The following is a 26532-nucleotide window of genomic DNA, read 5'->3' on the forward strand; positions in this document are numbered from 1 at the left end:
CCATCCTCCCGCAAACCCGGCACGCCCCATCAGGGGCGTGCCGGGTTTGCGGGAGGATGGTACCTGCCTTTGCGTGAAAGCGGTCGCCGGCGTCTCAGCCCGCCTTGGTCTTCGCCAGCCTCAGCCAGGTGTCGACCACGGTGTCGGGATTCAGCGACACCGATTCGATGCCCTCGGCCATCAGCCACTCGGCCAGGTCCGGGTGGTCGCTGGGACCCTGGCCGCAGATGCCGACGTACTTGCCCTTGCTGCGTGCGGCCTTGATCGCCATCGACAGCATCTTCTTGACGGCCGGATTCCGCTCATCGAACAGGTTGGCGACGATGCTGGAGTCGCGGTCCAGGCCCAGCGTCAGCTGGGTCAGGTCGTTCGAGCCGATCGAGAAGCCGTCGAAGATGTCGAGGAATTCCTCGGCCAGCAGGGCGTTCGACGGCACCTCGCACATCATGATGATCTTCAGGTCGTTCTCGCCCTGGCGAAGGCCGTGCTTGGCCAGCACCTCGATCACCTTGCGGCCTTCTTCCAGCGTACGGACGAAGGGGATCATCACCCAGAGGTTGTCCAGGCCCATCTCGTCGCGCACACGGCGCACGGCCTGGCATTCCAGCGCGAACGCCGGTTCGAACGACGGATCGACATAGCGGCTGGCGCCGCGGAAGCCGATCATCGGATTCTCTTCATGCGGTTCGTAGCGCGTGCCGCCGATCAGGTTGGCGTATTCGTTCGACTTGAAGTCCGACAGGCGCACGATGACCGGATGCGGCGCGACCGAGGCGGTGATCGTTGCGATGCCTTCGGCCAGGCGGTCCACGTAGAAGCTGACCGGGTCGGCGTAGCCGGCGGTCTTGGCGTCGATCTTCTTGCGGACGTCGAGCTCCTGACGGTCGTACTCCAGCAGCGCCAGCGGATGCACGCCGATGTGGCTGGCGATGATCATCTCCAGGCGTGCCAGGCCGATGCCGGCATTCGGCAACTGGCCGAAATCGAACGCGCGCTCCGGGTTGGCCACGTTCATCATGATCTTCAACGGCGCCGGCGGCATGGCGGCCAGGTCGGTCGTCGTGCGTTCGAAGGGCAGGGCGCCTGCGTAGATGAAGCCGGTGTCGCCTTCGGCGCAGCTGACGGTGACCTCGACGCCGTCCTCGATCAGGTCCAGCGCGTTGCCGGTGCCGACCACGGCCGGCACGCCCAGTTCGCGCGCGATGATGGCCGCGTGGCAGGTACGGCCGCCGCGGTTGGTAACGATGGCGCTGGCGCGCTTCATCACCGGCTCCCAATCGGGGTCGGTCATGTCGGCGACCAGCACGTCGCCAGGTTGCACGCGCGCCATGTCGTCCAGCGAGCGCACCACGCGGGCGACGCCGCTGCCGATCTTCTGGCCGATGGCGCGGCCTTCGGCGATCACTTCACCGCGCTTTTCCAGCGCATATCGCTCGATCTGCGTGGCCTTGGCGCGCGACTTCACCGTTTCGGGGCGCGCCTGCAGGATGAACAGCTTGCCGGTCACGCCGTCCTTCGCCCACTCGATGTCCATCGGACGGCCGTAGTGCTGCTCGATGACCAGCGCCTGCTTCGACAGCTCGTGCACGTCCTCGTCGGTGATAGAGAAGGTGTTGCGCAGGTTCGCCGGCGTGTCCTCGGTGCGCACGCGTTCGCCCGGCACATCGGAATACACCATCCGCAGCGCCTTGCTGCCCAGCGATCGGCGCAGGATCGCCGGCTTGCCCTGCTTCAGCGTGGGCTTGTAGACGTAGAACTCGTCCGGATTCACCGCACCCTGCACGACCATCTCGCCGAGGCCGAAGCTGGAGGTGACGAACACCACGTCGCGGAAACCCGATTCGGTGTCCAGCGTAAACAGCACGCCCGACGCGCCGACACCCGAGCGCACCATCAGTTGCACGCCGGCGGACAGGAACACGTCCTCGTGCTTGAAGCCATGGTGCACGCGGTAGGCAATGGCGCGGTCGTTGTAGAGGCTGGCGAAGACTTCCTTCACCTTGTGCACGACATCGTCGGCGCCGGTGACGTTGAGGAAGGTTTCCTGCTGGCCAGCGAACGAGGCGTCAGGCAGATCCTCGGCCGTCGCCGAGGAACGCACGGCCACCGCGATGTCGCCGCCGCCATTCTCGGAAGAGAGTTTCGCGTACGCCGTGCGGATGTCGGCATCCAGGTCGGGCTGCAGCGGGGCGTCGATCACCCAGCCGCGGATCTCCTTGCCGGCGGCAGTCAGCGCCGCCACGTCCTCGACATCCAGCGTGGCCAGCTTGTCGAAGATGCGCGTGGACAGGTCGTTGTGCGCGATGAAGGCCTTGAAGGCTTCCGCCGTGGTCGCATAGCCTCCCGGGACCGAGACGCCGAGGTTGGCCAGGTGGCCGATCATTTCGCCCAGCGACGAATTCTTGCCGCCGACGCGGGCCAGGTCGGCCAGGCGCAGCTCGTGCAACCACAGGATGTTCTCGTTCAAGCGCAATGCTCCGAAGCAGGCCGCGCCATGCCGATGACCACCGGCGTGGGGTGCCGTGTCCATGGGGAAAGAGGCGATATGATGCAGTGCATACCAATTGCAGACAAGCTTGATCTGACGGGGGTTTCCATGGTGAAGCAGGGAAGGGGCGGGCATGTCTGAGTTGCGCCCGGTGTTCTACGTCTCCGATGGCACCGGTATCACCGCCGAGACCATCGGCCACAGCCTGCTGACCCAGTTCGCCGGCATGCGTTTCCAGACCGACCGGCTGTCCTTCGTCGACGACGGGGAGAAGGCACGGGACGCCGCGGACCGCATCCGCCGGACCGGAGAGCGGATGGGTGCGCGCCCGATCGTGGTGAGTTCCTGCGTCGATCCCGCGCTGAGTGCGCTGATCGCCGAGAGCGGAGCGCTGATGCTGGATGTGTTCGCGCCGTTCATCGAGCCGCTGGAACGCGAGCTGGGCGAGCAGCGGCAGTCGCGCGTGGGCCAGGCGCATGGCCTGGTCGATTTCGATACCTACCACCGCCGCATCAACGCGATGAACTTCGCGCTGACGCACGACGACGGCATGGCGGTGAACTACGACGAGGCCGACGTGATCCTGGTGGCGGTGTCGCGCGCCGGCAAGACGCCGACCTGCGTCTACCTGGCGCTGCATTACGGCATCCGCGCGGCCAACTACCCGTTGACCGACGGCGACTTGGAGACCGACCGCCTGCCGGCCCGCCTGCGTCCATACCGGCGCAAGCTGTTCGCGCTGACCATCGATCCGGAGCGCTTGCACCAGATCAGGCAGGAACGCCGGCCGAACTCCGGCTACGCGAAGATGGAGACCTGCAAGCGCGAAGTGGCAGCGGCCGAAGCGATGTTCCAGGTGGAGCGCCTGCCGACCCTCAGCACGACCAACAAGTCGATCGAGGAAATCTCCAGCAAGGTTCTGTCCACGCTGGGCCTGCAGCGGGAAATGTACTGAGTCGAGGGGCCTCGGCGGCAGGTGAAAAAAGGACGCGCCGGGAATCCTTAACTTAGGCCGCACGCGGCAGCACGTCAATGCTGCCGCGGCGGGGATCTGCCGTGTAGGATCGGCCCATGTCCCAGGCCCTCGCACGTACCGCACGCATCCCCCGATTGGGCCGTTTCGGCTGGTTGATGGCGCTGTATGCGGAGAACCACGCGCGACTCACGCGCCTGTTCGCGCCTGAACACCTGCAGGTGGGGACGTACGTGTCGAGCATCGGCGATGGGCTGGATGTGCGGCTCGAGGTCATCGAAACGCACCGCTATACGGTAGAAATGCGCCTGACCTACGACATCTGCGACCCGCTGACCGGCGAGCCGGATCCCTCCGCGTTCGTCCGCCTGTACCGTGACGCGCACCAGGCCGAAGCGACGCACTGCTATGTCGGCAAACGCTGGCAGGACGTGATCGGGCTGTATCCGCCGCCCGCGGAGGTCATCAGCCACCGCATGCGCATGAACACCTTCCTTGGCAAGTGGCTCGAGTATCTCGCCGAGCAGGGGCACGGCGTCGCCACCCTGCATCCTGCGGGAGCAGTTCGCGACGTCGCATGACGATCAGTTCCTTGTGCTGACTCATGCGAGGCGCATGAAGCGGATCGCGTTCAGTCGACGTAGACCGTGATGCGCATCGCGCGACAGGTTCATCACATCGATCGCCCCGACGGTTTCCAGTTCCAGCAGGCGCTGCGCCAGCGCGTCGAAGGCGGCGCCATCCAGTCCAAGCGATCCCGCGGTCCATCGCGTGTCGCGGTGGATGGGAAGTTGCGATACCAGTTCGTCAGCGAGGGCGTTGTGGGTCATCGCGGCGGGCTCCTCCGGGCGTGTGACGCTTCTACGCCGCCCGGGGTAAGTGGCGCGTAAACGCCCGCGAAAGCCGCGTTACCATCCGTCGCGAGCGCAAAAAAAGAGGCCCGGTTTCCCGGGCCTTCTGAAGAATTGGCGTCCCCACGGGGATTCGAACCCCGGTCGCTACCGTGAAAGGGTAATGTCCTAGGCCTCTAGACGATGGGGACGCACGAAAGTGTTGCCAGGTTTTCTTTCCGGACGGCCTATTGTCCGGAAGTTGGTGGAGCCAGGCGGGATCGAACCGCCGACCTCCTGCATGCCATGCAGGCGCTCTCCCAGCTGAGCTATGGCCCCACGTGCTGGCAGGAGCGGAATAATACTTAGGCTGTTTCCGATGCGCAAGCATCCGCCACGAAAAAATTCACGACTGGCGAACGTCGGGGCGTGCAGGTTGAAATAGGCCGTTCCGGAATCGGCAAGGCGTCGCGCAGCAATGATCGGTTTTTCAGTGAAGGAGTGGTCGGCGTGGGCGCCGGGACTGGTGGATCGCGATGCATGGCGCGCGTGGGCTGCTGCGCCGTGGCTGCCGGCGGGCGACGACACGCCCGCGCTGGCGGAGGTGCCGGCCATGCAACGGCGGCGCATCGAGCGGCTCGGGCGCATGGCGATACAGACGGCATTCTGGTGCCAGCAGGCCGATGACAGCGGCATACCGCTGGTGTTCGCGTCGCGCCATGGCGATGTGGCGCGGTCGATGGAACTGCTCGAGGCGCTGGCCGCCGAAGAGCCGCCATCGCCCACGACCTTCGGCCTGTCGGTCCACAATGCCATCGCGGCGCTGTATTCGATCCTGCGCCGTGAACGCGGCAACTACACGGCGCTGGCCGGTGGCATGGCGACGGTGGAAGCGGCCTGCGTGGAGGCCGCCGGCCTGATCGCCGACGGCGCGCTGGAGGTGCTGCTGGTGATCTACGACGCGCCGCTGCCCGCGGTCTATGCGGATTTCGCGGATGAGCCCGATGCCGGTTTCGCCTGGTGCTGGCGTATCGCGGCCGAGGGTGCCGGCGCGCCGGCCTACCGTCTTGCGTGGGCGCCGGATCGTCCGGGGGAAGGCGCGGTCGCCGGCTTGCCGCATGGCCTGGAAGTGCTGCGTTTCTTCCTGTCGGGCGAATCCGAGTTGACGCTGGCGGGCGAGGGCTCGATGTGGCGCTGGCGACGAAATGCTTGATCGCCTGGACCATGCCTGGCGCGTATTCGGCACGGGGCTGAGCTTCCTCGCCTTCGGCGTGGGCGGCCTGTTCCTGGGCGTGGTGGTGCTGCCGGTCATGCTCCTGCTGGTCCGCGATGAGGACCGTCGTCGTCGCTGGTCACGACGCGTGGTACAGGCCAGCTTTTCGGCCCACGTCGAGCTGATGCGGAGCCTCGGCCTGATGACGTACGAAGTCCGTGGGCGTGAACGCCTCCGGCGCGATGGCCTGCTCGTGCTGGCCAACCATCCCACCCTGATCGACGTGGTCCTGCTGGTGTCCCTGCTGCCGAATGCCGATTGCGTGGTGAAGTCCGCGGTGGCCCGCAATCCGTTCATGCGGGGGCCGGTGCGCGCGGCAGGCTACGTGGCCAACGACGACGGCGCAGGCCTGGTCGAGGACTGCATCGCCGCCGTGCGGGCCGGCGGTGCGCTGGTGATCTTCCCCGAGGGCACGCGGACCACCCCGGGGCAACCGTTGAAGCTGCAACGGGGCGCCGCGAACATCGCCGTGCGGGGCGCGCTGGACATCACGCCTGTACGGATATCCTGCTCGCCGCTGACGCTGGGGAAAGGGGAGAAGTGGTATCGTGTGCCGCCGGTGCGATTCCATATGGTGATCGATGTTCAGGAAGACCTGCCGATCACCCCATTCCTGAACGGAATGGAGGGGGGAGATCCATCGGCAGGGGGAGAGGCGCTGGCAGCCCGGCGGCTCACGGAACATCTGGCCAACTACTTTGCGGGAGATCCATCGCGTGCAGGCACTTGAGCACGAGATCAAGGAATTGATCATTTCGTCGCTGTCGCTGGAAGACATCACGCCCGACGACATCGACACCGGTGCGCCGCTGTTCGTCGAAGGTCTCGGGCTGGACTCGATCGACGCCCTGGAACTGGGGCTGGCGCTGCAGAAGCGCTACGGCGTCGCACTCTCCGCAGACTCGCAGGAAACCCGCCGGCATTTCGCCAGCGTGCGTGCCCTGGCGGATTTCGTCGCCTCGCAGGGCAAGGCCTGAGCAGGGACGGCAGGACTGGCAAGATGACCAAGAACGAACTTTTCGACCGGATCGTCACGATCCTGCATGACAGCTTCGAGATCGAGCCCGCGCGCATCACGCCCGAGGCCCGTCTCTACGACGACCTCGACATCGACAGCATCGATGCGGTGGACCTGATCGTGCAGCTCAAGCCGCTGCTCGGGCGCAGCCTGCAGCCGGATGCGTTCAAGTCGGTGCGCACGGTGCAGGACATCGTGGACGTGCTGTACGGCCTGATCCGCGACCAAGCCGCCTGACGCCGGCCGCGTTCCCGTGTCCCGGATAGGCGCGGCCATCTTCGTGGCGTTGTCGGTGGCGTATCCCCTGGTGGTGTACTGGGCGATGGGCCGCTTCGAGCCGCGCTGGCTGGCGGTGTTGCTGCTGGTCCTGGCCGTGCTGCGCGCCATCGCGACCCGGCAGGCCATCTGGCTGGTCGCGGCAGCCGGCGCCGCACTGCTGGCGGCGCTCGCCACCGCTTTCAATGAAGCGCTGCCGTTGAAGCTGTACCCGGCGCTGATCAACGCGGTGATGCTGGTCGTGTTCGCGACCAGCCTGGTCTTCCCGCCCTCGGCGGTCGAACGCATCGCACGCATGACCGAGCCCGACCTGCCGCCCGCCGGCGTGGCCTACACGCGCCGCGTCACTCAGGTGTGGTGCGGATTCTTCGTCTTCAATGGCGCGCTCGCGCTGATCACGGCGTTGTGGATGTCGGACCGCGCCTGGGCGCTCTACAACGGCCTGATCGCGTATGCGCTGATCGGTCTGCTGTTCGGGGCCGAATGGCTGGTGCGGCAGCGGGTGAGGGCGGGGTACCGGCATGGCTGAGTGGCGCGCGCTCGCCGACGTCGCCGTGCGGCCCTTGCCGGGACGCGCGTTCCTCGCCGCAGGCGCCGCGTCCGCGGACCATGCGAACTTCCATCGCGAAGTTCTGCACTGGCAGGCGAGTTTCCGCGCGCGGGCCGGCGACACCTGGGCGCTCCATTTCGAGGACGCCGCGCGTTTCGCCGCGGCGCTTTACGGGGCATGGCACGCCGGCAAGACCGTGGTGCTGCCCGGCGATGCGTTGACCGGTACCCAGGCGCGCCTGCGGACGCGGGTGGATGGCTTCGTCGGCGACTGGATCGAGAGCGATATGCCCGCGCCGGATCATGCGCCGGATGCCGATGCCGCGATGGTGGCGCTCGACGCCGACACGACGCGCCTGGTCGTGTTCACCTCGGGCAGCACCGGTGAACCGGTCGCCATCGAGAAGCGGCTTCGCCAGCTCGACGCCGAGGTGCATGCGCTGGAAGCGGCGCTCGGCACGCCGCTCGACGGCGTGGCCGTGCATGGCACCGTCTCGCACCAGCACATCTACGGACTGCTGTTCCGCGTGCTGTGGCCGCTGGCGGCCGGGCGCGCCATCGTGTCACGGGCGTTCTTTCCCGAAGACCTGCTGGCGGCGATGGACGGGCAGGACGCGGTGCTGATCGCCAGCCCCGCGCATCTGAAGCGTTTGCCGGCACAGCTGTCGTGGGCATCGCTGCACGGGAAACTGCGTGCCGTGTTCTCCTCGGGCGGCGCGCTGCCTGCCGAGGCGGCACACGAGGTTGCCCGCCTGCTCGGCGTGCCGCCCACCGAGATCCTCGGGAGCAGCGAGACCGGCGGCATCGCCTGGCGTCGCTGGGAGACGGAAGTGCCGGTCTGGCACCCGCTGCCCGGTGTCGAGTGGCGCGTGCAGGACGGCGTGCTCGAAGTACATTCGCACCATCTGTCCGGGGATGCGTGGTGGCGCAGCCAGGACCGCGCCGAAGCCGATGCGGCCGGCGGTTTCCGTCTGCTGGGGCGGGCCGACCGCATCGTGAAAGTCGAGGAGCGGCGCGTGTCGCTCGACGCGCTCGAACGCCAGATCGAGACGCATCCCGCGGTGAAGGATGCGCGCGTGCTGCTGCTCGGTGGCGCACGCAGCGCGCTGGCAGCGGTGGTCGCGATGGCCGACGGCGTGCCGGTGCCGGCCGATGCGGCATCGCGCCGCGCGTTGTCGCAGTCCTTGTCGCGACACCTGGCGGCGACGCAGGATGCCGTCACGCGTCCACGCCGCTGGCGCTTCGTGGTGGCGTTGCCGTCCAACGCGCAAGGCAAGGTGACCGAAGCGGCGTTGACCGCGCTGTTCCGTCCCGAACGGCCCGAGCCACACTGGACGCTGCGCGAATCCGGCCGGGCGCACGTCGATTTGCTGCTGGATGCGTCGCTTGCGGTGTTCGACGGTCATTTCACCCAGGCGGCGATCCTGCCGGGTGTGGCCCAGCTCGACTGGGCGGTGCAGTTCGCGCGCGAAGCGTTCGCCATGCCGCCGAGTTTCCTGCGCATGGAGGCCTTGAAGTTCCAGCGGGTGGCGCGTCCCGGCGACCTGATCCGGCTGGATCTCGATTGGCAGGCGGAGCGGGGCACGCTGGTGTTCCGCTACACCTCGGTGCACGGGGCGCATGCGAGCGGTCGCGTGGTGTTCGCCGATGGCGAATGAGCCTGCGCCGATGGCGGCCGGTTTCCGCCCGCTGGTGGTGATCCCGGTGTTCGACCACGAGCATGCGATCGCCACGATGGTGGAGGGCGTGCTGGCGAGCGGCACGCCATGCCTGCTGGTGGACGACGGCTCGGGTGCGTCGTGCGCGCGCGAACTCGACCGGCTGACGGCGCTGCATGCGCCGCGCGTGCGACTGCTGCGCCTGCCCGTCAACCAAGGCAAGGGCGGGGCGGTGCTGGCCGGGTTCCGCGACGCGGGTGGCCACGGATATACCCATGTCCTGCAGATCGATGCCGACGGCCAGCACGACCCGGCCGACATCCCGCGCTTCCTCGCCGATGCGCAGGCGCACCCGGCCGATGTCGTGTGCGGCGTGCCGCTGTACGACGCGAGCGTGCCGAAGGGACGGCTCTACGGCCGTTACCTCACCCATGTCTGGGTATGGATCAACACGGTGTCGTTCGCCATCCGCGATTCCATGTGCGGCTTCCGTGTCTATCCGCTCCCGCCGGTGCTGCGCCTGATCGACGAGGAAACCATCGGGCGTCGCATGGATTTCGACGTGGAAGTGCTGGTGCGGTTGTTCTGGCGTGGCATCGTCGTCCGCAACCTGCCGACGCGGGTGACGTACCCGCTCGACGGCGTGTCGCACTTCGACGTCTGGCGTGACAACGTGCGCATCAGCCGCATGCATACGCGCCTGTTCTTCGGCATGCTGCGCCGGCTGCCGCGCCTGCTCGCGCGCCGCGCACCCGAGGCCACGGCATGAGCGGGCGCAGCGAGCACTGGGCCGACATCGGCGAATCCACGTCGGTCCGAGGCATCCTGCTGCTCTGCGCGGTGCATCGCTGGCTGGGCCGCTGGCCGTTCCGGGTGTGCGTGTATCCGGTGGTCTTCGTCCACTGGCTGCTCAACGGCACGGCGCGGCGCGCGTCGTTGCAGTACCTGCAACGCGCGCACGAGTACCAGGGCGTGCCGTCGCCGCGCCCCGGCATGCGGCAGAGCCTGCATCACTTCGCGATGTTCGCCGAGACGATGCTCGACAAGATCCTGGCGCTGGGGCAGCGCTATCCCGTCGACAAGGTGCGGATGCTGAGGCAGGACGTCCTGGCGCGCGTGCAGGCGGGCGAGGGCGGGCTGATCGTCACCGCACATCTCGGCTGCCTGGAGCTGTGCCAGGTGATGGCCGACCTGGTCCCCGGTTTCCGGCTGACCGCACTGGTGCATACCGCCCATGCCGAGCGCTTCAACCGGCTGATCCGGCGCCTGGACGCGGGCAGCCGTGTCGAACTGCTGCAGGTCACCGACCTGGGGCCGGCCGATGCGGTGAAACTGGCCGAGCGCGTGACGCGCGGGGAATTCATCGCCATCGCCGGCGACCGCGTGCCGTTGCGCGGCGGGCGCAGCGTTGTCGCACCTTTCCTGGGCCACGATGCGCCGTTCCCCATCGGCGCTTACGTGCTCGGATCGGCACTGCGCTGCCCCGTGTTCACCATGGCCTGCACGCACGATGGCGACGGTTACGAAGTGCGGCTGGAGGCCTTCGCCGACCGCATCGTGCTGCCGCGCGGCTCGCGCGACGCAGCCCTGGCCGGCTACGCTGCGCAGTTCTCGGCATGGATGGAGCGGCAGGTTCGCCTGTCTCCGTACGACTGGTTCAACTTCTACCCCTTCTGGGATCAGGTAACGCATGACGCCCGCAATGAATGAACCCGTGGCGCCCGTGTTCGGCGACGCACCCCTGCGCATCGAGGACGTGGTCGCGCTCGCGCAGCGGCGCGCACCGGCCGTGCTGTCGGACGATCCGGCTTTCCGGGCGCGGATCGCGCGTGGTGCCGACTTCCTCAGCCGGCTGCTGGAGGAAGAGGGCGTCATCTACGGCGTCACCACCGGCTATGGTGATTCCTGCACGGTGAACATCCCGCCGGCGCTGGTCGCGGAACTGCCGCACCACCTGTACACCTACCACGGCTGCGGCCTGGGCCGGTTCCTGGACGAAACCGAGACGCGTGCCGTGCTTGCCGCGCGGCTGGCGTCGCTGGTGCGTGGCATGTCCGGTGTCAGCCTGCCGCTGCTGGAAGGACTGGCGACGCTGTTGCGCCATGACGTGCTGCCGCTGATTCCCGCCGAAGGTTCGGTCGGCGCCAGCGGCGACCTGACCCCACTGTCCTACGTGGCGGCGGTGCTGTGCGGCGAACGCGAGGTCATGCATGGCGGGCGGCAACGTCCGGCGCGCGACGCGCTGGCCGAGATCGGCATGGCGCCGCTGACGCTGCGCCCGAAGGAAGGCCTGGCGATCATGAACGGTACGGCCGTGATGACCGCGCTGGCGTGCCTGGCGTTCCATCGCGCGGAGTACCTGTCGCGCCTGGCCACGCGGTTGACCGCCTTCACCGTGCTGGCGGCGGATGGCAACGCGCACCACTTCGACGCCGTGCTGTTCGCCGCCAAGCCGCACCCCGGCCAGTCCCGCGTGGCGCAACGGCTGCGCGAGGACCTGCACAGTGATCGCCCACCGCGCAACGAGCAGCGCCTGCAGGACCGCTACTCGCTGCGGTGCGCCCCTCACGTGATCGGCGTGCTGGAGGACGCGCTGCCGTTCCTGCGCCAGCTGATCGAGACCGAGCTCAACAGCGCGAACGACAATCCGCTCATCGATCCCGAGCGCGAGCAGATCCTGCATGGCGGCCACTTCTACGGCGGCCACATCGCCTTCGCAATGGACTCGCTGAAGAACACCGTCGCCAACGTCGCCGATCTGCTGGACCGCCAGCTGGCGCTGATCGTCGACGCGCGCTACAGCCATGGCCTGCCGGCGAACCTGTCCGGTGCGACCGGACCGCGGGCGGCCATCAACCATGGCCTGAAGGCGCTGCAGATCAGCGTGTCGGCATGGACGGCGGAAGCGCTGAAGCTGACGATGCCGGCCTCGGTGTTCTCCCGTTCCACCGAGTGCCACAACCAGGACAAGGTCAGCATGGGCACCATCGCCGCGCGCGACTGCCTGCGCGTGATCGAACTGACCGAACAGGTCGTCGCCGGCATGCTGATCGCCGCGCGCCAGGCGCTGGCCCTGCGCGAGCGCGTCGGCCTGCAGTCGACGCTGGGCGAGGGACCGGCGGCGATGTATGCCGACCTGCAGCAGCGCATCGCGCTGGTCGAAGAGGATCGCGCGCTGGACGGCGAGCTGCGCCAGCTGCTGGTCGACATCCGTGAAGGACGCTGGGATGTCTATGTCGGCTGACCGCGACGACTTCGCCATCGAGATCCGGCTCAGTCCGGCCTTCCATGATTGCGACGCCATGCAGGTGGTCTGGCACGGGCACTACTTCAAGTATCTGGAGATCGCGCGCTGCGCGCTGCTGCAGCGCTTCGACTACGACTACCCGCAGATGCACGCGTCCGGCTATATGTGGCCGATCGTCGACACGCGCGTGAAGTACATCCGGCCGCTGCGGTACGCCCAGCCGGTGATCGTGGCGGCCCGCATCAGCGAGTGGGAGAACCGGCTGAAGATGGAGTACGAGATCCGCGACGCCGCCAGCGGCGACGTGCTGACGCGTGCGCACACCATCCAGGTCGCGGTCGACGCCGCTTCAGGCGAGATGCGGTATCTGTGCCCGCCGGTGCTCTGGGAGCGGCTGGGAGTCGATACACCATGAAGACGATCCGCGGACTCATGTCCGTTCTCGTGCTCGCTGTTGCAGGCGTTGTCGTACTGCCGGCCGCCGCGGCCGACCCGCTTGCGCAGGTGCGCGCCCAGGTGGCGCAGGTCCCGGTGCTGCGCGGCGAGTTCGCGCAGGAGAAGCAGGTCGCCGGCTTCAAGAACCCGCTGCGCTCGAACGGCCGCTTCCTGCTCGCCCGCGACAAGGGCGTGCTGTGGACCACCACCGCGCCGTTCCCGTCGGAGATCGTCATCACCCAGGACCGCATCCTCAGCCGCCAGCGCGACGGCAGCCGCCGGGTGGAAGTGGACGGCAAGCAGCAACCCGGCCTGCGCAGCGTCAACGCGATGATGTTCGCGCTGATGAGCGGCGACATGAAAGCGCTGACCTCGACCTTCGACGTGAAGGAAGAACCGGCGGCGGGTGGCTGGAAGATGACGCTGGTACCGCGCTCGCGGCAGCTGGCGCAGGCCTTCACCTCGGTACGGTTGTCCGGCGACCGCTATGTCCGCGACGTGGAGCTGCGCGAAGCCAATGGCGACCTCACCCGCCTGCGCTTCAGCGGCATCAGCGAAGCGCCGGCCGCGCTGTCGCGCGACGAGGCGGCCCGGTTTGACTGATCCTGCACTTCCCGCAACGTCGGGCCATCCATTGCGTGGCTGGCGATGGCTCGCGCTCGCGTGGCTGCTGGTGTTGGTCGCAGTGGCTTGGCACCAATGGCAGTTCTGGCAGGCGCCACGCATCGACAGCGACGTGCTGGCGCTGCTGCCGCGGGAAGCGGGCGATCCCACGGTGGCCGATGCCACCCGGCGCATCGCCGACAACAGTTCACGCGATGTCGTGGTGATGCTGGGCGCGGAGGACGCCGAGTCCGCGCTGAAGGCACGGCAGGTGTTCGCGGGGGCGCTGGCGACCCCGGCCGCGCAGGCCATGCTGGCGACGACGGGCTCGCCGGAAGACTGGTTCGCCCAGGCGCGTGACGCCCTGGCGCCTCACCGGGATCGCCTGCTGACACCGGCACAGCGCGAAGCGCTCGAAACAACCTCGTCCGACGCACTGGCGGAGTCCGCGCTGGCGGCGCTGTACGGCCCGATGGGCGCACCACGCCTCACCGAGTGGCGCAGCGATCCGCTCGGACTGTGGCCGCAGTGGTGGCAGGCGCAGGCCGCTGCCTCCGGCATGGCACTGGACGGTGACGGCCTGCTGCAGGCCGAGGGCCGCCACTGGGCGGTGATGCAGTACACCCTGAAAGGATCCGCGTTCCGGCTGGACGGCGAACGGCATCTTCAGGACGTGCTGGATGGCGCGACGGCGGCGGCGAAGGCCGCCGCTCCCGATCTCCGCGTATTGAACGCGGGCGTTCCCCTGCATGCGGAATCCGCGGCGGTACAGGCGAACCGCGAGGTGAACACCATCGGCTGGGGATCGCTGGCGGCCGTCCTGCTGCTGGTCTGGCTGGCGTTCCGCTCGCTGCGTCCGCTGCTGCTGGTGGCGGTGTCGCTGCTGGTCGGCTGCGCGGTCGCGCTGACGGTGACGGTGCTGGTGTTCGGCAAGATCCATCTGCTCACGCTGATCTTCGGTGCCAGTCTGGTGGGTGTGGCGGAGGACTATGGCATCCACTGGTTCGCCTCGCGCCAGGGTGTGGCCAGCGAGCGACGGTGGTCGCTGCTGCGGCACCTGCTGCCCGGCCTGTGGTTGGCGCTGCTGACCAGCGCCATGGCCTACCTGGCGCTGGGTCTGGCGCCGTTTCCCGGCCTGCGGCAGATGGCGCTGTTCTCCGTGGTCGGACTGACGGCGGCGTTCCTGACGGTGATCTTCTTCTTCCCCTGGCTCGATGGCGGGCAGGTCCGAACGACCGGGTTCTCGCGCTGGCTGGGCGGCACGCTGGCGCGCTGGCCGCGGCTGGCAACGCGTCGCGCCGGCATCGTGCTCGCCGTGGTGGTACTGGTCATTGTCGTGCCAGGCCTGATGCGCGTGCAGGGCAACGACGACCTGCGCGGCCTGCAATCGTCGCCGCCGGAACTGATCGCGCAGCAGCGCGATGTCGGTCGGCTGCTGGGCATGCCCAGCCCGGCGCAGTTCTTTCTGGTGCAGGGTCGCGATGCGGAGCAGGTCCTGCAGCGTGAAGAGCAGCTGATCGAACGCTTGCGCCGTGCCGAGGCCAAGGGACAGGTGGGTGGTCATCGCGCACTGAGCGACTGGCTGCCTTCGCAGCGTCAGCAGGCGGCCGATGCTGCGTTGACCGCGCGCGTCGAGCAGGAAGTAATGGAGCGCTTGTCGGCCGCCACCGGCGAGTCGCTGGCGCGTGGCGCGTTCGCTGCCTCTGCGATGGAGATCGACGCCTTCCTCGCATCCCCCGCGTCGCTGCCCGTACGCCATCTCTGGCTGGGACAGGTGGGGCAGGGCATGGCGTCGGTGGTGATGGTCAACGACCTGTCGCGCCCGGACGCGCTGGCCACGTTCGCCGCGCAGGCCGACGGCCTGGACGGCGTGCGCTGGGTCGACCGCACCGCGGACATTTCACGCCTGCTCACGCACTACCGCCACATGATGTCGTGGCTGCTGCTGGCCGGCGTCGCGGTGGTGTTCGCCGTGCTGGCAATCCGCTACCGCGCCCAGGCCTGGCGGGTGATCACGCCCACCTTGCTGGCAGGCGTGCTGACCATCTCTTTGCTGGGCTGGCTCGGCCAGCCGTTGCAGCTGTTCAACGTGCTGGCGCTGATGCTGCTGCTCGGCATGGGCATCGACTACGGGATCTTCCTGGTCGAACACCGTGGCGATGCCAGCGCGTGGTTGGCGGTCTGCGTCGGCGCGGCGAGCACCTGGCTCTCGTTCGGCCTGCTGGGTCTGTCGGCCACACCGGCGTTGCGCGCGTTCGGGCTGACCCTGCTGTTCGGCATAGGCCTGGTCTGGTTGCTGTCGCCCCTGTTCCGGCCCCCGCCGGATGACTCCTCCTCGCATGGAAACACCGCTGCATGAAAACCGAACGCACCGACATCCTGATCATCGGCGCCGGCCCGGCCGGGTCTGTGGCCGCGGCAATGCTGCGGCAGCAGGGGCGCAAGGTCCTGATCGTCGAGCGCGAGCAGTTTCCGCGCTTCTCCATCGGCGAGAGCCTGCTGCCGCAGAGCATGGATTACATCGAGGCGGCAGGCCTGCTGCAGGACGTGGTGCAGGCCGGCTTCCAGTACAAGAACGGCGCAGCCTTCGTGCGCGGCGAGCGCACCACGGAGTTCGATTTCCGCGACAAGTTCTCGCAGGGCTGGGGTACGACCTACCAGGTGCAACGCGCCGACTTCGACCATGTGCTGGCGAAAGGCGCCGAGCGCATGGGCGCGGAAGTGCGTTACCGCCATGAGGTGCTCTCGGCCGAACCGGGCGACACGCCGCGCGTGACCGTGCGCTCGCCGGAAGGGGAGGAGTACGTTATCGAAGCGGACTTCATGCTCGATGCCAGCGGCTTCGGGCGGTTGCTGCCGCGCCTGCTGAAGCTGGAGTCGCCGTCGAACTTCCCGGTGCGCGGTGCGATCTTCACCCATGTGCGCGACCACATCCCGCACGACGCCGGCTTCGACCGCAACAAGATCCTGATCACCACGCATCCCGAGCATGTCGACGTGTGGTACTGGACCATCCCGTTCTCCAATGGCTGCTGCTCGCTGGGCGTGGTCGCCGAGATGGACTTCCTCAACCGCTACCAGGGCACCGATCTGGAGCGGCTGCAGGCGATCGTCGGCGAAGACCCCAACCTCACGCGCCTGCTGAAGAATGCGGAGTGGGCGGTGCTGCCGGTACGGCAGATCACCGGGTACTCCGCGAACGTGTCCTCGCTGTGGGGGCCGGGGTATGCGCTGCTCGGCAATGCCGGCGAGTTCCTCGACCCGGTGTTCTCGTCGGGCGTGACCATCGCGTTCAAGTCGGCGCAGCTGGCGAGCGAATGCCTGCGCCGGCACTACGCCGGCGAAACCGTGGACTGGGAAGCCGACTATTCGGTACCGCTGCGTGGCGGCGTGCAGACGTTCCGCCGTTTCGTGGAGTCGTGGTACGCGGGGGGGTTCCAGAAGATCATCTTCCATCCCGATCCGCAGCCCGACATCCGCCGCATGATCTGTTCGATACTGGCCGGCTATGCGTGGGACAAGAAGAATCCCTACGTCGCCGATACGCAGCGCCGCCTGCAGGTGCTGGAGCAGCTGTGCAGCGGCTGATCGTCCTGTTGCTGTGCGTACTGCTGGCCGCGTGCGCGACGCGGCCGGCCAGGCCGGCGGTCGAGCTGCCTGCGTTGCGCCTGGCACCGTCCGCGCTGGGCCATGAACTGGCCGTGCAGCAGCGGCTGGCGTTCCGCTTCGGCACGCACCTGCGTGAGCTGGATGCACTGCTCGAAGTCGACGCGAGCGAGGTGCGGCTGGCCGTGCAGGCGATGGGCCGGACCGGCGTGAGCCTGCAATGGGATGGCAAGCATCTGGCAGAGCAGCGCGCGCCGTGGCTGCCCGCTGCGGTGCGTGGCGAGCGCGTCCTCGACGATGTGCAGTTCAGCCTGTGGCCCGCGGATGCCATCCGCGCCGCCCTCCCTGCGGACTGGGAACTGGTCGAGCGCGGCGCGTTCCGGGAGCTGCGCAGGAACGGCCAGGTCTGGCTGCAGCGCGAGCAGGTGGATGCCGGCACACTGCGTGTCCGCAATGGCGCCGACGACTACGAGCTGACGATCGAATCGGTGGCTGGCGGAGTCCAGGACCCGTGAGCGACGCGCCGATCTTTCTGAATCACCTGGGCATCGTCTGTGCGCTCGGCGGGGACATCGCCTCGGTGCGCACGGCGCTCTTCCGCGACGATGCGCCGGGGGGTGTGGCCGTCGACGACACGCTCGTGCCCGGACATGCGCTGGCATTGGGCAAGGTGGCCGATGGGCTGCCCTCGCTCGACCACCATCCCGTGCAGCTGCGTGGCCGCAACAACGCGCTGCTGCGCGCGGCCTACCTGCAGATCCACGACCCCGTGCAGCAGGCCATCGAACGGTATAGCCCTGCGCGCGTCGCCATCGTGGTGGGCACCAGCACCTCGGGCATCGGCGAAGCCGAGCGGGCGATGGCGCACTGGCAGCAGCACCGCGGGTGGCCCGCAGGCTTCCACTACGTGCAGCAGGAAATCGGCGCGCCCTCGCGCTTCCTCGCCGCCGAGTCCGGCGCCCGTGGGCCGGCCTGGACGATTTCCACGGCCTGTTCCTCCAGCGCGAAGGCGATGGCGTCCGCCGCCCGCCTGCTGCGCGCCGGCCTGGTCGATGCGGTCATCACCGGGGGTGCCGATTCGCTGTGCGAGTTCACCGTGCGCGGGTTCATGGCGCTGGAGTCGGTCTCGGCCGAGCGCTGCAATCCGTTCTCCGCGCACCGCCACGGCATCAACATCGGCGAAGGCGCGTCCCTGTTCCTGATGACGCGCGCACCCGGCGCGGTGCGGCTGGCAGGGTGGGGCGAAACCGCGGATGCGCACCACATCTCCGCACCCGAACCGCAGGGCATCGGTGCCATTGAAGCCATCCGCCTGGCGCTGGCGCGGGCGGGACTGTCGCCGGCGCAGATCGACTACGTGAACCTGCACGGCACGGCTACGCCGCAGAACGATGCGATGGAGAGCCGGGCGGTGACGACGGCACTGGGCGGCGCCGTGCCGGTCAGTTCCACCAAGCCATTGACCGGCCACACGCTGGGCGCGGCCGGTGCGGTCGAGGCGGGTATCTGCTGGCTGGCGATGACCGACAATCCCGAGCATCGCCTGCCGCCGCACTGGTGGGACGGGGCGTCGGATCCCACGCTGCCGCCGCTGGCCTTTGTCGCGCCCGGCGATCGTGCGAACGGACCGCTGCGCCACGTGCTGAGTCAGTCGTTCGCATTCGGCGGCAGCAATGCCGTGCTGGTGTTCGGAGGGGAGTGATGCGCGAGTTGTACGACATCGAACGCGTGGTGCCGCATCGCGGGACGATGCGCCTGGTCGACCGGCTGGTGGACTGGGACGAGGACACCGTGGCCGTTGAGCTGCGGGTTCCCGAGGAAGGACCGTTCAGCCATGCCGAAGGCGTGCCGGCCTGGGTCGGCGTGGAATACATGGCGCAGACCATCGCGGCGTGGGCGGGATGCCACGCGCGGGCCGCGGGGCGCGAACCGTCGATCGGCTTCCTGCTGGGCACCCGCCGCTACGAGAGCCGCACCTCCTGGTTCCCGGCCGGTACCGTGCTGCGGGTGGAGGCGATCCGCGAGCTGCTGGGCGACAATGGGCTGGGCATGTTCCGCTGCCGCATCCTGGGGGAGGGCGAGGAACTGGCGACCGCCAACGTGTCGGTGTTCGAACCGCCGGACGCGATGGCCTATCTGGAGAGTACGCAGGAATGAGTGCAGAGAATACGGTCCTGGTCACCGGGGGGAGCCGGGGCATCGGGCGGGCGATCGCGCTGCGGCTGGCGCAGGACGGCTTCGATGTCGTCGTGCATTGCCGCAGCCGGGTGGACGAAGCGGAAGCCGTCGCCGGCCAGATCCGCGGACTGGGCCGCGCGGCGCGCGTGCTCGCCTTCGACGTGGCCGACCGCGCCGCCGCGGCGCATGCGCTGGAGGCGGACATCGGCGAACACGGCACCTACCACGGCGTCGTCTGCAACGCCGGCATCGCGCGCGACACCGCCTTCCCGGCGATGAGCGCCGAGGACTGGGACGACGTGCTGCGCACCAACCTCGACGGCTTCTACAACATCCTCAATCCGCTGGTCATGCCGATGGTGCGGCGGCGCAAGCCCGGCCGCATCGTCACGCTGTCGTCGGTGTCGGGCCTGGTGGGCAACCGCGGACAGGTGAACTACAGCGCGGCCAAGGCCGGCATCATCGGCGCGACCAAGGCGCTGGCGCTGGAACTGGCCAGCCGCGAGATCACGGTGAACTGTGTCGCGCCAGGCCTGATCGACACCGAGATGGTCAGTGGCGAAGTGGTGGACGAGGCGCTCAAGATGATTCCGATGAAGCGCGTCGGCAAGCCGGAGGAAGTGGCCGCGGTGGTGTCGTTCCTGATGTCGCCGCAGGCGTCGTACGTCACCCGCCAGGTGATCTCGGTCAACGGAGGACTGGTCGGATGAGTCGCAACGATCGACGCGTGGTGGTGACGGGCGCCGGTACCATCAGTCCACTCGGCCACGACTGGCCCAGCGTGCATCTGCGCCTGCGCGAATGCCGCAATGCCGTGCGCCACATGGACGACTGGGCGAAGTACGAAGGGCTGAACACCCGCCTCGCCGCGCCGGCCGAAGCCTTCGAGTTGCCATCGCACTACAACCGCAAGACCACACGCAGCATGGGCCGCGTTGCCCTGATGTCCGTGCGCGCGACCGAACTGGCGCTGGAGCAGGCGGGCCTGCTGGGCAATCCGGTACTGAAGAGCGGGCGGGTGGGCGTGTCATACGGTTCGTCCGCGGGCAGCCACGAGGCGGTCGGCGACTTCGGTCGCATGCTCAACAACCTCACCACCGAAGGCATCAACGCGACCACGTACCTGAAGATGATGAGCCACACCGCGCCGGTGAACATCGGGGTGTTCTTCGGGTTGACCGGTCGTGTGTACACCACCTCGAGCGCCTGCACGTCGGGCAGCCAGGGTGTCGGCTGTGCCTACGAAGCGGTGCGCAGCGGCAAGCAGGTCGCAATGATCGCCGGTGGCGCCGAGCAGCTGGATGCCACGGCGGCGGCGGTGTTCGACACGCTGTTCGCCACCAGCGTGCGCAACCATCAGCCGGAACTCACGCCGCGCCCGTTCGACGCCAACCGCGACGGCCTGGTGCTGGGCGAGGGTGCGTGCACGCTGATCCTGGAGGACCTGGAACATGCGCAGGCGCGCGGCGCCAGCATCCTGGCCGAGATCGTCGGCTACGGGACCAACAGCGACGGCCAGCACGTCACCCAGCCGAGCGCCGACACGATGGCGCAGGCGATGCGGCTGGCGCTGGAGGATGCCGGGCTCTCGCCGGACGCCATCGGTTACGTTAACGCGCACGGTACCGCCACCGACCACGGCGACATCGCCGAGACCGCGGCGACCGCGGCGGTGTTCGGCCGCCGCATGCCGATCAGTTCGCTGAAGAGCTACGTCGGCCACACGCTCGGCGCCTGCGGTGCCTACGAGTCGTGGATCACGCTGCAGATGATGCGCGAGGGCTGGTTCGCCCCCACGCTCAACCTGGAGGAGCGGGATCCGCGTTGTGCCGACCTGGACTACATCACCGGTGAGGGCCGTGAACTCCAGACCGATTACGTGATGAACAACAACTTCGCTTTCGGCGGCATCAACACGTCGCTGATCTTCAAGCGCTGGTGAGCGAACGGGCAGGGGTGCCCGCACCGGCGTTTCCAACGACAACAGGGGGAAGGATGAGCAAGCGTTCCGTTTCGTTGCTGTTGGCGGCCGTACTGGCCGCTGCCTGTGCGCCCGCCATCGCCGGCAAGCAGGACCCGATGGTCATTCCGGTTTACGAGAAGGTGGAATCCACCAACGGCATCGCGCCCACGGCCGCACGCATCAAGGCCGCGATCATCCATGCGGGAAAGTCGCGAGGCTGGACGGTCACCGACAGCGAGCCCGGCAAGGTCACGCTGCGCTATGCGCCGCGCACGCACGAGGTCATCGTGGCGGTGCGCTACGACGCCAACGGTTTCAAGATCGAGTACGTCTCCAGCAGGGAGATGAACTACGAGATCAAGCGCGGCACGCCCGAGATCCACGGCAACTACAACCGCTGGATCCGCAACCTGGCGTTCGATATCCAGAACTCGCCGGTGTTCCATCAGCCCGATACCGCGAGCACGGCGCCGGCGCCGGAAGAGGCGCCTTGAACCGCGTACTGATGCGCGTGTGGATGGCCTTGGCGCTGGCGACACCGCTGGCATCGGCCGTTGCCGGCGATGTCATCCGCACCAGCCCCACGATCACACTGCGCGATGGCTACGCGGGGTATCCGGAGTTCATGAAGGAGTGCGAATGGGCGGAAGAACTGCCGGCGCACCTGGTCGAGTACTCGAAAGGACTGGTGGAACTCACGGACCAGGATCTGGATACGGTGCCTGGCCGTACCCTACGTATCCGCATCATGCACATGCGCAGTGCGGAAGGCGGTGGTTTCTCCGGTCCCAAGTGGGCCGTGATCCGGGCCGATCTGTTCGAGGACGGCAAGCTCATCGGCCAGTTCCAGCCGTACCGGCGGACGATGACGATGTTCCGCGGTGGGTGCTCGTCGCTGAGCAAGATCAGCGACGCACTGGCCGCCGACACGGCAGCGTGGCTGCGCCGAGGCGATTTCAGGGTGCAGTTCCAGGATGAGCAGAACACCATCGAGATCGGACCCGACGAGGATGTTCCGCCCATCCAGTGACGCCTGCGATGGCGTCGATGCGGTCCTCCACGCCGCCCGAACATCCGGGTTGGCAAGCTTCCATCTTCAGCGGCCCGGCCGCCCATCCCCCAGGAGCTAGACCTTGAAACGACTTCTGACCACCGGTGTGACCTGCCTGATGCTGGCCGCCGCCCCGGCGTTCGCCGCCGACACGCGCCTCGAACTGCCGCTGCAGGACCTGATCAACTCGCCCGAAGCGAAGGCCGCCGGCATCGATGGCAGCGTGCGCTTCTACCTTGCCGGCCAGAAGACGCCGGCCGTGGTGTCCCGTTTCGGCGAGGACGTCACCAACAAGAAGACCAATGGCGTGGGCAAGTCCGATGCCGAGTCCTGCCGCTGGGTGGCGCTGTCGGCGCTGAAGGCGTTGCAGGAAGGCGCCAAGGACCGCGGCGCCAACGCGGTCATCGACATCGTCAGCTACTTCAAGAAGAAGGAGTTCCGCAGCGCCACCAACTATGAGTGCCATGCGGGCGGCATCATGAGCGGCGTCGCGTTCAAGGCGACCTACGCCAAGGTCAAGTAAGCGAATGGGATTCCGGTGCGGCCGCCTTCGGGCGGCCGCATGCGTTTCAGCGGTTCATGGTTGGTGCTGCGCGTAGGTAGACGTCGTGCCGTCGTGATCTAACTTGAGCACGGTGTATGCCTCGGCCTCGACGCCCTCGACCTCCATGCCAGGTGAACCCATCGGCATGCCCGGCAGGACGAGGCCGTGGACTGTCGGCCGTTCCCTCAGCAGCCGGCGGATGTCGGACGCCGGCACATGGCCCTCCACCACGTAGCCGCCGACTTCGGCGGTGTGGCAGGACGCATGCGCCGGCGCGATGCCCAGACGCTGCTTCACCAAGCCCATGTCGTCCTCGACGCGGTCGTCCACCTCGAAGCCTCCTTCTCGCAGGTGTTCCACCCACAGGTGGCAGCACCCGCAATACGCATCGCGGTGCACGGTGATGCGCGGCAGGGTTTCGGTGGCCTTCGTCGTCGGTGCGGCCAGGGCAGCACTCACAGGTGATGGAACCGCCTGCGTGCACGCGGAGGCGAGCGCCGCGACCAGCACGGCCGAGGCGCCGCGGAGCAGGGGAGTGCGATATCGCATGAGGGCCTCCATCAGAACCAGAGCCTGACGCCCGCCACGACCCGGGTGTCGCGGGGGGATTCTCCGTCGGCACGTCGATACCCGGCGGTATCACCGAACACGCGTTCGTGCACCACGCCGACGTAAGGCGCGAAGCGGCGGCCGATTTCGTAGCGAAGACGCAGGCCGGCTTCGAAGCCGGAGACGCCACGCCCGATGCCGTAGTCCGGATCGTCCTTCGCCGCGATGTCGACTTCCACCAACGGCTGCAGGACCAGGCGGTTGGTGATGCGCAACGTGTACTCGGCCTCGACGTTGGCGGCGACCCGGCCGTCTTCGCCGATGTACGCGGTTGCCGAGACTTCGAACCGGTACGGTGCCATGCCCTGCACGCCGACGGCGGCCCAGGTGCGTGCATCGCCGGGCGTGAAGTCGTGGCGGACGCCCGCCACCACATCCCACCACGGCGAGACGCTGCGGCCGTACAGCACTTCCAGATCGGCGCTCTCGGTGTGGCCACCGACACGCTCGCCCTCGCTGCGCAACCACAGTCGGTCGGTATCGGTGCCGAACCAGGCGATGCCCTCCCAGGCCTGGCCGGTGCCTTCATCCGCATCCCAAGCTTCCAGCCGGTTGAAGGTCACCTTGTGGTTGAACGCCGGTGCGTGCTGCATGGCGTGGTGATCGATGGCCGGGAACGCCGCCGCCAGATCGTCCGCGGTGATGGCGGGGATGGGCTCGCGCGGCGCCGCCGATTCCATCGCCGGTGCTGCCTGCGACATCGCCGCATGGTCGTGCTGCGCGTGTTCGTCCCGCTCCGGCGCATCGGTCGTCGCGTGCTGCGCATGATCGTGATGCTGCGCAAAGGCCGGCACCGCGGCACCGAGTGCCAACGCGAGCGCGCTGGCGAGATGGAGCGGGGCAGGGGAAAGGGTCTTCATGCCTCGATCCTCACTTCCCGCATCATCCCGGCTTCCATGTGGTACAGCAGATGGCAATGGAAGGCCCAGCGTCCGAGCGCATCGGCCCGCACCCGGTAGCTGCGCCGCGTGCCGGGTGGCATGTCGATGGTGTGCTTGCGCAGGTGGAAGTCGCCGTCGGCATTCTCCAGGTCGCTCCACACACCGTGCAGATGGATCGGGTGCTGCATCATCGTGTCGTTGACCAGCACGATGCGCATGCGCTCGCCGTACTTCAGCTTCAGCGGCTCGGCGCTGGCGAACGGAATGCCATCGAACGACCAGGCGAACTTCTCCATGTGCCCGGTCAGGTGCAGTTCGACCGTGCGGCTCGGCTCGCGGCCATCGGGATCGTCGAACAGGCTGCGCATCGCGCCGTAGGTCAGCACCTGGCGGCCGTTGTCGCGCAGGCCGATGCCGGGGTCGTCGAGCTTGGGTTCGCTGGCGGAGGACTGCATGTCGACCAGCGGATTGCCGGTCTCGCTGGCGGGATGGTCCGGGGCAACCGATGCCGGGGCATGCGCACCGTGGTCCATCGCCGCCATGTTCGCGCCGCAGCCGCCTTCGCCCATCATCGCGCCACAGCCGCCTTCCATGCCCTTGTGGGCGCCATGGCTGCCCATGTCATGGCCCATGTCGGCCATCGTCAGCAGCGGACGCGGATCGCGTGCGGGAATCGGTGCTTCCAGCCCATCGCGCACCGCCAGCGTGCCACGCGCGTAGCCGGTGCGACCCATGTCCTGCGCGAAGATCGTGAAGGCGTCCTGGCCCACCGGTTCGACCAGCACATCGAACGTCTCCGCCACGGCGATGCGGAACTCGTCGACGCTGACCGGGTGGACGTACTGTCCGTCGGCGGCGACCACGGTCATCTTCAGGCCGGGGATGCGCACGTCGAAATAGGTCATCGCGCTGCCGTTGATGAAGCGCAGCAGCACCTTCTCGCCCGGCTTGAACAGGCCCGTCCAGTTGCCGTCGGGCGCCGCGCCGTTCACCAGGTAGGTGTAGGTGTGCGCGTTGATGTCGGAGATGTCGGTGGGCGTCATCCGCATGCGCCCCCACATGCCGCGGTCCTCGACGGTCTTCCCCAGCCCATCGCGGCGCGCGTCGCGGACGAAGTCCACCAGCGTGCGCTGGTAGTAGTTGTCGTGCTCCGGCATCTTCTTCGTCCGCCGGTACAGTGCGGCGGGATCGAGGTCGGTCCAGTCCGACAGCAGCACGACGTGTTCGCGGTCGTGGTGGTACGGCGCCGGTTCCCGCGGATCGACGATCAGTGCGCCATACAGGCCCGCCTGTTCCTGGAACAACGAGTGGCTGTGGTACCAGTACGTGCCCGACTGCTTCAGCTGGAAGCGGTACTGGAACGTTTCGCCGGGCGCGATGCCGTTGAAACTCAGGCCCGGCACGCCGTCCATGTTCGACGGCAGCAGAATGCCGTGCCAGTGGATCGAGGTCATGTCGCGCAGCCGGTTGCTGACGCGGACGGTGACGGTGTCGCCTTCGCGCCAGCGCAGCGTGGGGGCGGGCAGGCTGTTGTTGACGGTGATCGCCGGTCGCGTGCGCCCGGTGATGTTCACCGGCATCGCGCCGATGTTCAGTGCGAAATCGGTGCCTGCGATCAACGCGGCGCAGCCGCGTCGCGCGGGGATCCCGGCGGAGGCGGGCATGCGGGCGAGGCCGAAGCCGAGTGCGACGCCGCCGGTCGCCAGGCCGGTAACGAACTGGCGGCGCGTAGGCCGGAACGCGCCCAGGCGCCCCGGTGTGGAGTCATCGTGTTCCATTCAAACCATCCTGTGCATCGTCGGTCGACCGACCGCTGTCGCGGTGGCGTCCGTCGTGGTCGTGGGACCGGCGCGCGTCAGGCGCTGTCCGGTCCTGCGGCAAGCCGCAACGTGGCGGCGTCAAGCCGCCAGGATGGGAGGTCGATGACGGTGCGACAGGCGCACGGAGGCATGGACGTCGGCGCGGTAGACCGGTGCGTCGGCCGCCGGATAGCGGGGTGTTCCCAATACCACCAACCAGCTCAGTGCGGGCGCGTGCTGGGCACAGAACCCGTCGCAACTGCCGGCCCTGCAGCAATCGGGCAGGCCTGCGTCGTCGTCGTGATGGTCGGCCCCGGCTGCACCCAGGTCATCCATCGCCATGTCCATGCTCTCGTGGCATGGCGGCATGTCGTCGTGGCCGGACTGTGCGGCCGCCCCCATGTCGCCCATCGCCATGCGCGTGGCGGCATGCGCATACGCAGTGCCGTTGAGCAGCAGCGCAAGGCAGAGCAGGGCACGGAGCAGGGCAGCGACGCGGGGCATGCCGGCATCATACGCCATGCCGCCTGACGTACCGTGGCGTAGGGCGT

29 protein-coding genes and 2 tRNA genes are annotated in these 26532 nt (G+C 68.1%); 23 read left to right on the top strand and 8 right to left on the bottom strand.

Annotation, left to right across the window (positions count from 1 at the left end; translation table 11 throughout):
• Window positions 1-94: 94 nt before the first annotated feature.
• Window positions 95-2467 (bottom strand): phosphoenolpyruvate synthase, encoded by a 2373-nt coding sequence (gene ppsA / locus CSC78_RS10250; protein ID WP_162337816.1) that lies wholly within the window; start codon window positions 2465-2467, stop codon window positions 95-97.
• A 154-nt stretch (window positions 2468-2621) separates the two neighbouring features.
• On the opposite strand from ppsA, the gene ppsR reads away from it, so the two are divergent.
• Both ppsR and CSC78_RS10260 read left to right on the top strand, forming a co-directional pair.
• Window positions 2622-3443, top strand: a complete 822-nt coding sequence (ppsR, locus tag CSC78_RS10255; RefSeq protein WP_162337817.1) for a posphoenolpyruvate synthetase regulatory kinase/phosphorylase PpsR — start codon at window positions 2622-2624, stop codon at window positions 3441-3443.
• Window positions 3444-3559: 116 nt separating this feature from the next.
• Window positions 3560-4042: a DUF1249 domain-containing protein gene (locus CSC78_RS10260; protein WP_162337818.1), complete on the top strand. Its 483-nt coding sequence runs from the start codon at window positions 3560-3562 to the stop codon at window positions 4040-4042.
• Window positions 4043-4063: 21 nt separating this feature from the next.
• On the opposite strand, the gene CSC78_RS10265 is transcribed toward CSC78_RS10260, so the two are convergent.
• The 3 genes from CSC78_RS10265 to CSC78_RS10275 all read right to left on the bottom strand — a co-directional run bounded on the left by CSC78_RS10265 (window position 4064) and on the right by CSC78_RS10275 (window position 4630).
• Window positions 4064-4291 carry a hypothetical protein gene (locus CSC78_RS10265; RefSeq protein ID WP_162337819.1) on the bottom strand — a complete coding sequence of 76 codons (228 nt, stop codon included), beginning with the start codon at window positions 4289-4291 and terminating at the stop codon, window positions 4064-4066.
• 136 nt (window positions 4292-4427) lie between these two features.
• Window positions 4428-4503 (bottom strand) — tRNA-Glu (locus CSC78_RS10270).
• A gap of 51 nt (window positions 4504-4554) precedes the next feature.
• Window positions 4555-4630, bottom strand: a tRNA-Ala gene (locus tag CSC78_RS10275).
• Window positions 4631-4769: 139 nt separating this feature from the next.
• Between CSC78_RS10275 and CSC78_RS10280 the strand changes: the two genes are divergently transcribed.
• The 21 genes from CSC78_RS10280 to CSC78_RS10375 all read left to right on the top strand — a co-directional run bounded on the left by CSC78_RS10280 (window position 4770) and on the right by CSC78_RS10375 (window position 22671).
• On the top strand, window positions 4770-5504 hold the full coding sequence (locus tag CSC78_RS10280; protein WP_162337820.1) for a beta-ketoacyl synthase chain length factor: 735 nt from the start codon (window positions 4770-4772) through the stop codon (window positions 5502-5504).
• A complete protein-coding gene (locus CSC78_RS10285) occupies window positions 5497-6294 on the top strand; it encodes a lysophospholipid acyltransferase family protein (protein WP_162337821.1) in 798 nt (265 codons plus the stop codon). The genes CSC78_RS10280 and CSC78_RS10285 overlap by 8 nt, the downstream gene beginning before the upstream one ends.
• Window positions 6281-6541: a phosphopantetheine-binding protein gene (locus tag CSC78_RS10290; protein WP_162337822.1), complete on the top strand. Its 261-nt coding sequence runs from the start codon at window positions 6281-6283 to the stop codon at window positions 6539-6541. Before CSC78_RS10285 ends, CSC78_RS10290 begins: the two co-directional genes overlap by 14 nt.
• A 23-nt stretch (window positions 6542-6564) precedes the next feature.
• Complete coding sequence (locus CSC78_RS10295; protein WP_142124725.1) at window positions 6565-6819, top strand: acyl carrier protein; 255 nt, start codon at window positions 6565-6567, stop codon at window positions 6817-6819.
• A gap of 16 nt (window positions 6820-6835) precedes the next feature.
• Window positions 6836-7387, top strand: a complete 552-nt coding sequence (locus CSC78_RS10300) for a COG4648 family protein (protein ID WP_162337823.1) — start codon at window positions 6836-6838, stop codon at window positions 7385-7387.
• Window positions 7380-9065 carry an AMP-binding protein gene (locus tag CSC78_RS10305; RefSeq protein ID WP_162337824.1) on the top strand — a complete coding sequence of 562 codons (1686 nt, stop codon included), beginning with the start codon at window positions 7380-7382 and terminating at the stop codon, window positions 9063-9065. Before CSC78_RS10300 ends, CSC78_RS10305 begins: the two co-directional genes overlap by 8 nt.
• Window positions 9055-9834, top strand: a complete 780-nt coding sequence (locus CSC78_RS10310; RefSeq protein ID WP_162337825.1) for a glycosyltransferase family 2 protein — start codon at window positions 9055-9057, stop codon at window positions 9832-9834. Before CSC78_RS10305 ends, CSC78_RS10310 begins: the two co-directional genes overlap by 11 nt.
• On the top strand, window positions 9831-10775 hold the full coding sequence (locus tag CSC78_RS10315; protein WP_162337826.1) for an LpxL/LpxP family acyltransferase: 945 nt from the start codon (window positions 9831-9833) through the stop codon (window positions 10773-10775). The genes CSC78_RS10310 and CSC78_RS10315 overlap by 4 nt, the downstream gene beginning before the upstream one ends.
• Window positions 10768-12309: an HAL/PAL/TAL family ammonia-lyase gene (locus CSC78_RS10320; RefSeq protein ID WP_162337827.1), complete on the top strand. Its 1542-nt coding sequence runs from the start codon at window positions 10768-10770 to the stop codon at window positions 12307-12309. Before CSC78_RS10315 ends, CSC78_RS10320 begins: the two co-directional genes overlap by 8 nt.
• Entirely contained in the window at window positions 12299-12727 is a 429-nt protein-coding gene (locus tag CSC78_RS10325) for an acyl-CoA thioesterase (protein WP_379608875.1), read from the top strand. Before CSC78_RS10320 ends, CSC78_RS10325 begins: the two co-directional genes overlap by 11 nt.
• Window positions 12724-13350: an outer membrane lipoprotein carrier protein LolA gene (locus CSC78_RS10330; protein ID WP_162337829.1), complete on the top strand. Its 627-nt coding sequence runs from the start codon at window positions 12724-12726 to the stop codon at window positions 13348-13350. Before CSC78_RS10325 ends, CSC78_RS10330 begins: the two co-directional genes overlap by 4 nt.
• Window positions 13343-15709, top strand: a complete 2367-nt coding sequence (locus CSC78_RS10335; RefSeq protein ID WP_238391238.1) for an MMPL family transporter — start codon at window positions 13343-13345, stop codon at window positions 15707-15709. The genes CSC78_RS10330 and CSC78_RS10335 overlap by 8 nt, the downstream gene beginning before the upstream one ends.
• On the top strand, window positions 15706-16938 hold the full coding sequence (locus CSC78_RS10340; protein WP_162337831.1) for an NAD(P)/FAD-dependent oxidoreductase: 1233 nt from the start codon (window positions 15706-15708) through the stop codon (window positions 16936-16938). Before CSC78_RS10335 ends, CSC78_RS10340 begins: the two co-directional genes overlap by 4 nt.
• Window positions 16926-17471: a DUF3261 domain-containing protein gene (locus CSC78_RS18860; protein WP_202924160.1), complete on the top strand. Its 546-nt coding sequence runs from the start codon at window positions 16926-16928 to the stop codon at window positions 17469-17471. The genes CSC78_RS10340 and CSC78_RS18860 overlap by 13 nt, the downstream gene beginning before the upstream one ends.
• Window positions 17468-18658 carry a beta-ketoacyl-ACP synthase gene (locus tag CSC78_RS10345; protein WP_202924161.1) on the top strand — a complete coding sequence of 397 codons (1191 nt, stop codon included), beginning with the start codon at window positions 17468-17470 and terminating at the stop codon, window positions 18656-18658. Before CSC78_RS18860 ends, CSC78_RS10345 begins: the two co-directional genes overlap by 4 nt.
• Window positions 18658-19113: an ApeP family dehydratase gene (locus tag CSC78_RS10350; RefSeq protein WP_162337833.1), complete on the top strand. Its 456-nt coding sequence runs from the start codon at window positions 18658-18660 to the stop codon at window positions 19111-19113. Before CSC78_RS10345 ends, CSC78_RS10350 begins: the two co-directional genes overlap by 1 nt.
• A complete protein-coding gene (fabG, locus tag CSC78_RS10355; RefSeq protein WP_162337834.1) occupies window positions 19110-19844 on the top strand; it encodes a 3-oxoacyl-ACP reductase FabG in 735 nt (244 codons plus the stop codon). The genes CSC78_RS10350 and fabG overlap by 4 nt, the downstream gene beginning before the upstream one ends.
• Entirely contained in the window at window positions 19841-21076 is a 1236-nt protein-coding gene (locus CSC78_RS10360) for a beta-ketoacyl-ACP synthase (RefSeq protein WP_162337835.1), read from the top strand. The genes fabG and CSC78_RS10360 overlap by 4 nt, the downstream gene beginning before the upstream one ends.
• 53 nt (window positions 21077-21129) lie before the next feature.
• Window positions 21130-21591: a hypothetical protein gene (locus CSC78_RS10365; RefSeq protein ID WP_162337836.1), complete on the top strand. Its 462-nt coding sequence runs from the start codon at window positions 21130-21132 to the stop codon at window positions 21589-21591.
• A complete protein-coding gene (locus tag CSC78_RS10370; protein WP_162337837.1) occupies window positions 21588-22127 on the top strand; it encodes a hypothetical protein in 540 nt (179 codons plus the stop codon). Before CSC78_RS10365 ends, CSC78_RS10370 begins: the two co-directional genes overlap by 4 nt.
• 103 nt (window positions 22128-22230) lie before the next feature.
• On the top strand, window positions 22231-22671 hold the full coding sequence (locus tag CSC78_RS10375) for an excinuclease ATPase subunit (RefSeq protein ID WP_238391239.1): 441 nt from the start codon (window positions 22231-22233) through the stop codon (window positions 22669-22671).
• 54 nt (window positions 22672-22725) lie between these two features.
• Here CSC78_RS10375 and CSC78_RS10380 read toward each other — a convergent pair whose 3' ends face one another.
• The 4 genes from CSC78_RS10380 to CSC78_RS10395 form a co-directional block, all read right to left on the bottom strand.
• The gene (locus tag CSC78_RS10380) at window positions 22726-23241 is read right to left on the bottom strand and encodes a DUF411 domain-containing protein (RefSeq protein ID WP_162337875.1); all 516 of its coding nucleotides are present in this window, start codon (window positions 23239-23241) and stop codon (window positions 22726-22728) included.
• 11 nt (window positions 23242-23252) lie between these two features.
• Entirely contained in the window at window positions 23253-24161 is a 909-nt protein-coding gene (locus CSC78_RS10385; protein WP_162337838.1) for a copper resistance protein B, read from the bottom strand.
• Entirely contained in the window at window positions 24158-25960 is a 1803-nt protein-coding gene (locus tag CSC78_RS10390; protein ID WP_162337839.1) for a copper resistance system multicopper oxidase, read from the bottom strand. The genes CSC78_RS10385 and CSC78_RS10390 overlap by 4 nt, the downstream gene beginning before the upstream one ends.
• A 120-nt stretch (window positions 25961-26080) precedes the next feature.
• On the bottom strand, window positions 26081-26485 hold the full coding sequence (locus CSC78_RS10395; protein ID WP_162337840.1) for a CopL family metal-binding regulatory protein: 405 nt from the start codon (window positions 26483-26485) through the stop codon (window positions 26081-26083).
• Window positions 26486-26532: the final 47 nt, after the last annotated feature.

Origin of the sequence: Pseudoxanthomonas japonensis, assembly GCF_010093445.1 — a bacterium.
Taxonomy (GTDB): Bacteria; Pseudomonadota; Gammaproteobacteria; order Xanthomonadales; family Xanthomonadaceae; genus Pseudoxanthomonas_A; species Pseudoxanthomonas_A japonensis.

Excerpts from the sequence above, each read along its gene's own strand:
- CSC78_RS10305 (WP_162337824.1), top strand. The coding sequence starts at position 7,380 with ATGGCTGAGTGGCGCGCGCTCGCCGACGTCGCCGTGCGGCCCTTGCCG.
- CSC78_RS10360 (WP_162337835.1), top strand. The coding sequence starts at position 19,841 with ATGAGTCGCAACGATCGACGCGTGGTGGTGACGGGCGCCGGTACCATC.
- CSC78_RS10280 (WP_162337820.1), top strand. The coding sequence starts at position 4,770 with ATGATCGGTTTTTCAGTGAAGGAGTGGTCGGCGTGGGCGCCGGGACTG.
- CSC78_RS10330 (WP_162337829.1), top strand. The coding sequence starts at position 12,724 with ATGAAGACGATCCGCGGACTCATGTCCGTTCTCGTGCTCGCTGTTGCA.
- CSC78_RS10265 (WP_162337819.1), bottom strand. The coding sequence starts at position 4,291 with ATGACCCACAACGCCCTCGCTGACGAACTGGTATCGCAACTTCCCATC.
- CSC78_RS10350 (WP_162337833.1), top strand. The coding sequence starts at position 18,658 with ATGCGCGAGTTGTACGACATCGAACGCGTGGTGCCGCATCGCGGGACG.
- fabG (WP_162337834.1), top strand. The coding sequence starts at position 19,110 with ATGAGTGCAGAGAATACGGTCCTGGTCACCGGGGGGAGCCGGGGCATC.
- CSC78_RS10395 (WP_162337840.1), bottom strand. The coding sequence starts at position 26,485 with ATGCCCCGCGTCGCTGCCCTGCTCCGTGCCCTGCTCTGCCTTGCGCTG.
- CSC78_RS10320 (WP_162337827.1), top strand. The coding sequence starts at position 10,768 with ATGAATGAACCCGTGGCGCCCGTGTTCGGCGACGCACCCCTGCGCATC.
- CSC78_RS10340 (WP_162337831.1), top strand. The coding sequence starts at position 15,706 with ATGAAAACCGAACGCACCGACATCCTGATCATCGGCGCCGGCCCGGCC.
- CSC78_RS10285 (WP_162337821.1), top strand. The coding sequence starts at position 5,497 with ATGCTTGATCGCCTGGACCATGCCTGGCGCGTATTCGGCACGGGGCTG.
- CSC78_RS10380 (WP_162337875.1), bottom strand. The coding sequence starts at position 23,241 with ATGCGATATCGCACTCCCCTGCTCCGCGGCGCCTCGGCCGTGCTGGTC.
- CSC78_RS10260 (WP_162337818.1), top strand. The coding sequence starts at position 3,560 with ATGTCCCAGGCCCTCGCACGTACCGCACGCATCCCCCGATTGGGCCGT.
- ppsR (WP_162337817.1), top strand. The coding sequence starts at position 2,622 with ATGTCTGAGTTGCGCCCGGTGTTCTACGTCTCCGATGGCACCGGTATC.
- CSC78_RS10390 (WP_162337839.1), bottom strand. The coding sequence starts at position 25,960 with ATGGAACACGATGACTCCACACCGGGGCGCCTGGGCGCGTTCCGGCCT.
- CSC78_RS10385 (WP_162337838.1), bottom strand. The coding sequence starts at position 24,161 with ATGAAGACCCTTTCCCCTGCCCCGCTCCATCTCGCCAGCGCGCTCGCG.
- CSC78_RS10315 (WP_162337826.1), top strand. The coding sequence starts at position 9,831 with ATGAGCGGGCGCAGCGAGCACTGGGCCGACATCGGCGAATCCACGTCG.
- CSC78_RS10325 (WP_379608875.1), top strand. The coding sequence starts at position 12,299 with ATGTCGGCTGACCGCGACGACTTCGCCATCGAGATCCGGCTCAGTCCG.
- CSC78_RS10365 (WP_162337836.1), top strand. The coding sequence starts at position 21,130 with ATGAGCAAGCGTTCCGTTTCGTTGCTGTTGGCGGCCGTACTGGCCGCT.
- CSC78_RS10310 (WP_162337825.1), top strand. The coding sequence starts at position 9,055 with ATGGCGAATGAGCCTGCGCCGATGGCGGCCGGTTTCCGCCCGCTGGTG.
- CSC78_RS10295 (WP_142124725.1), top strand. The coding sequence starts at position 6,565 with ATGACCAAGAACGAACTTTTCGACCGGATCGTCACGATCCTGCATGAC.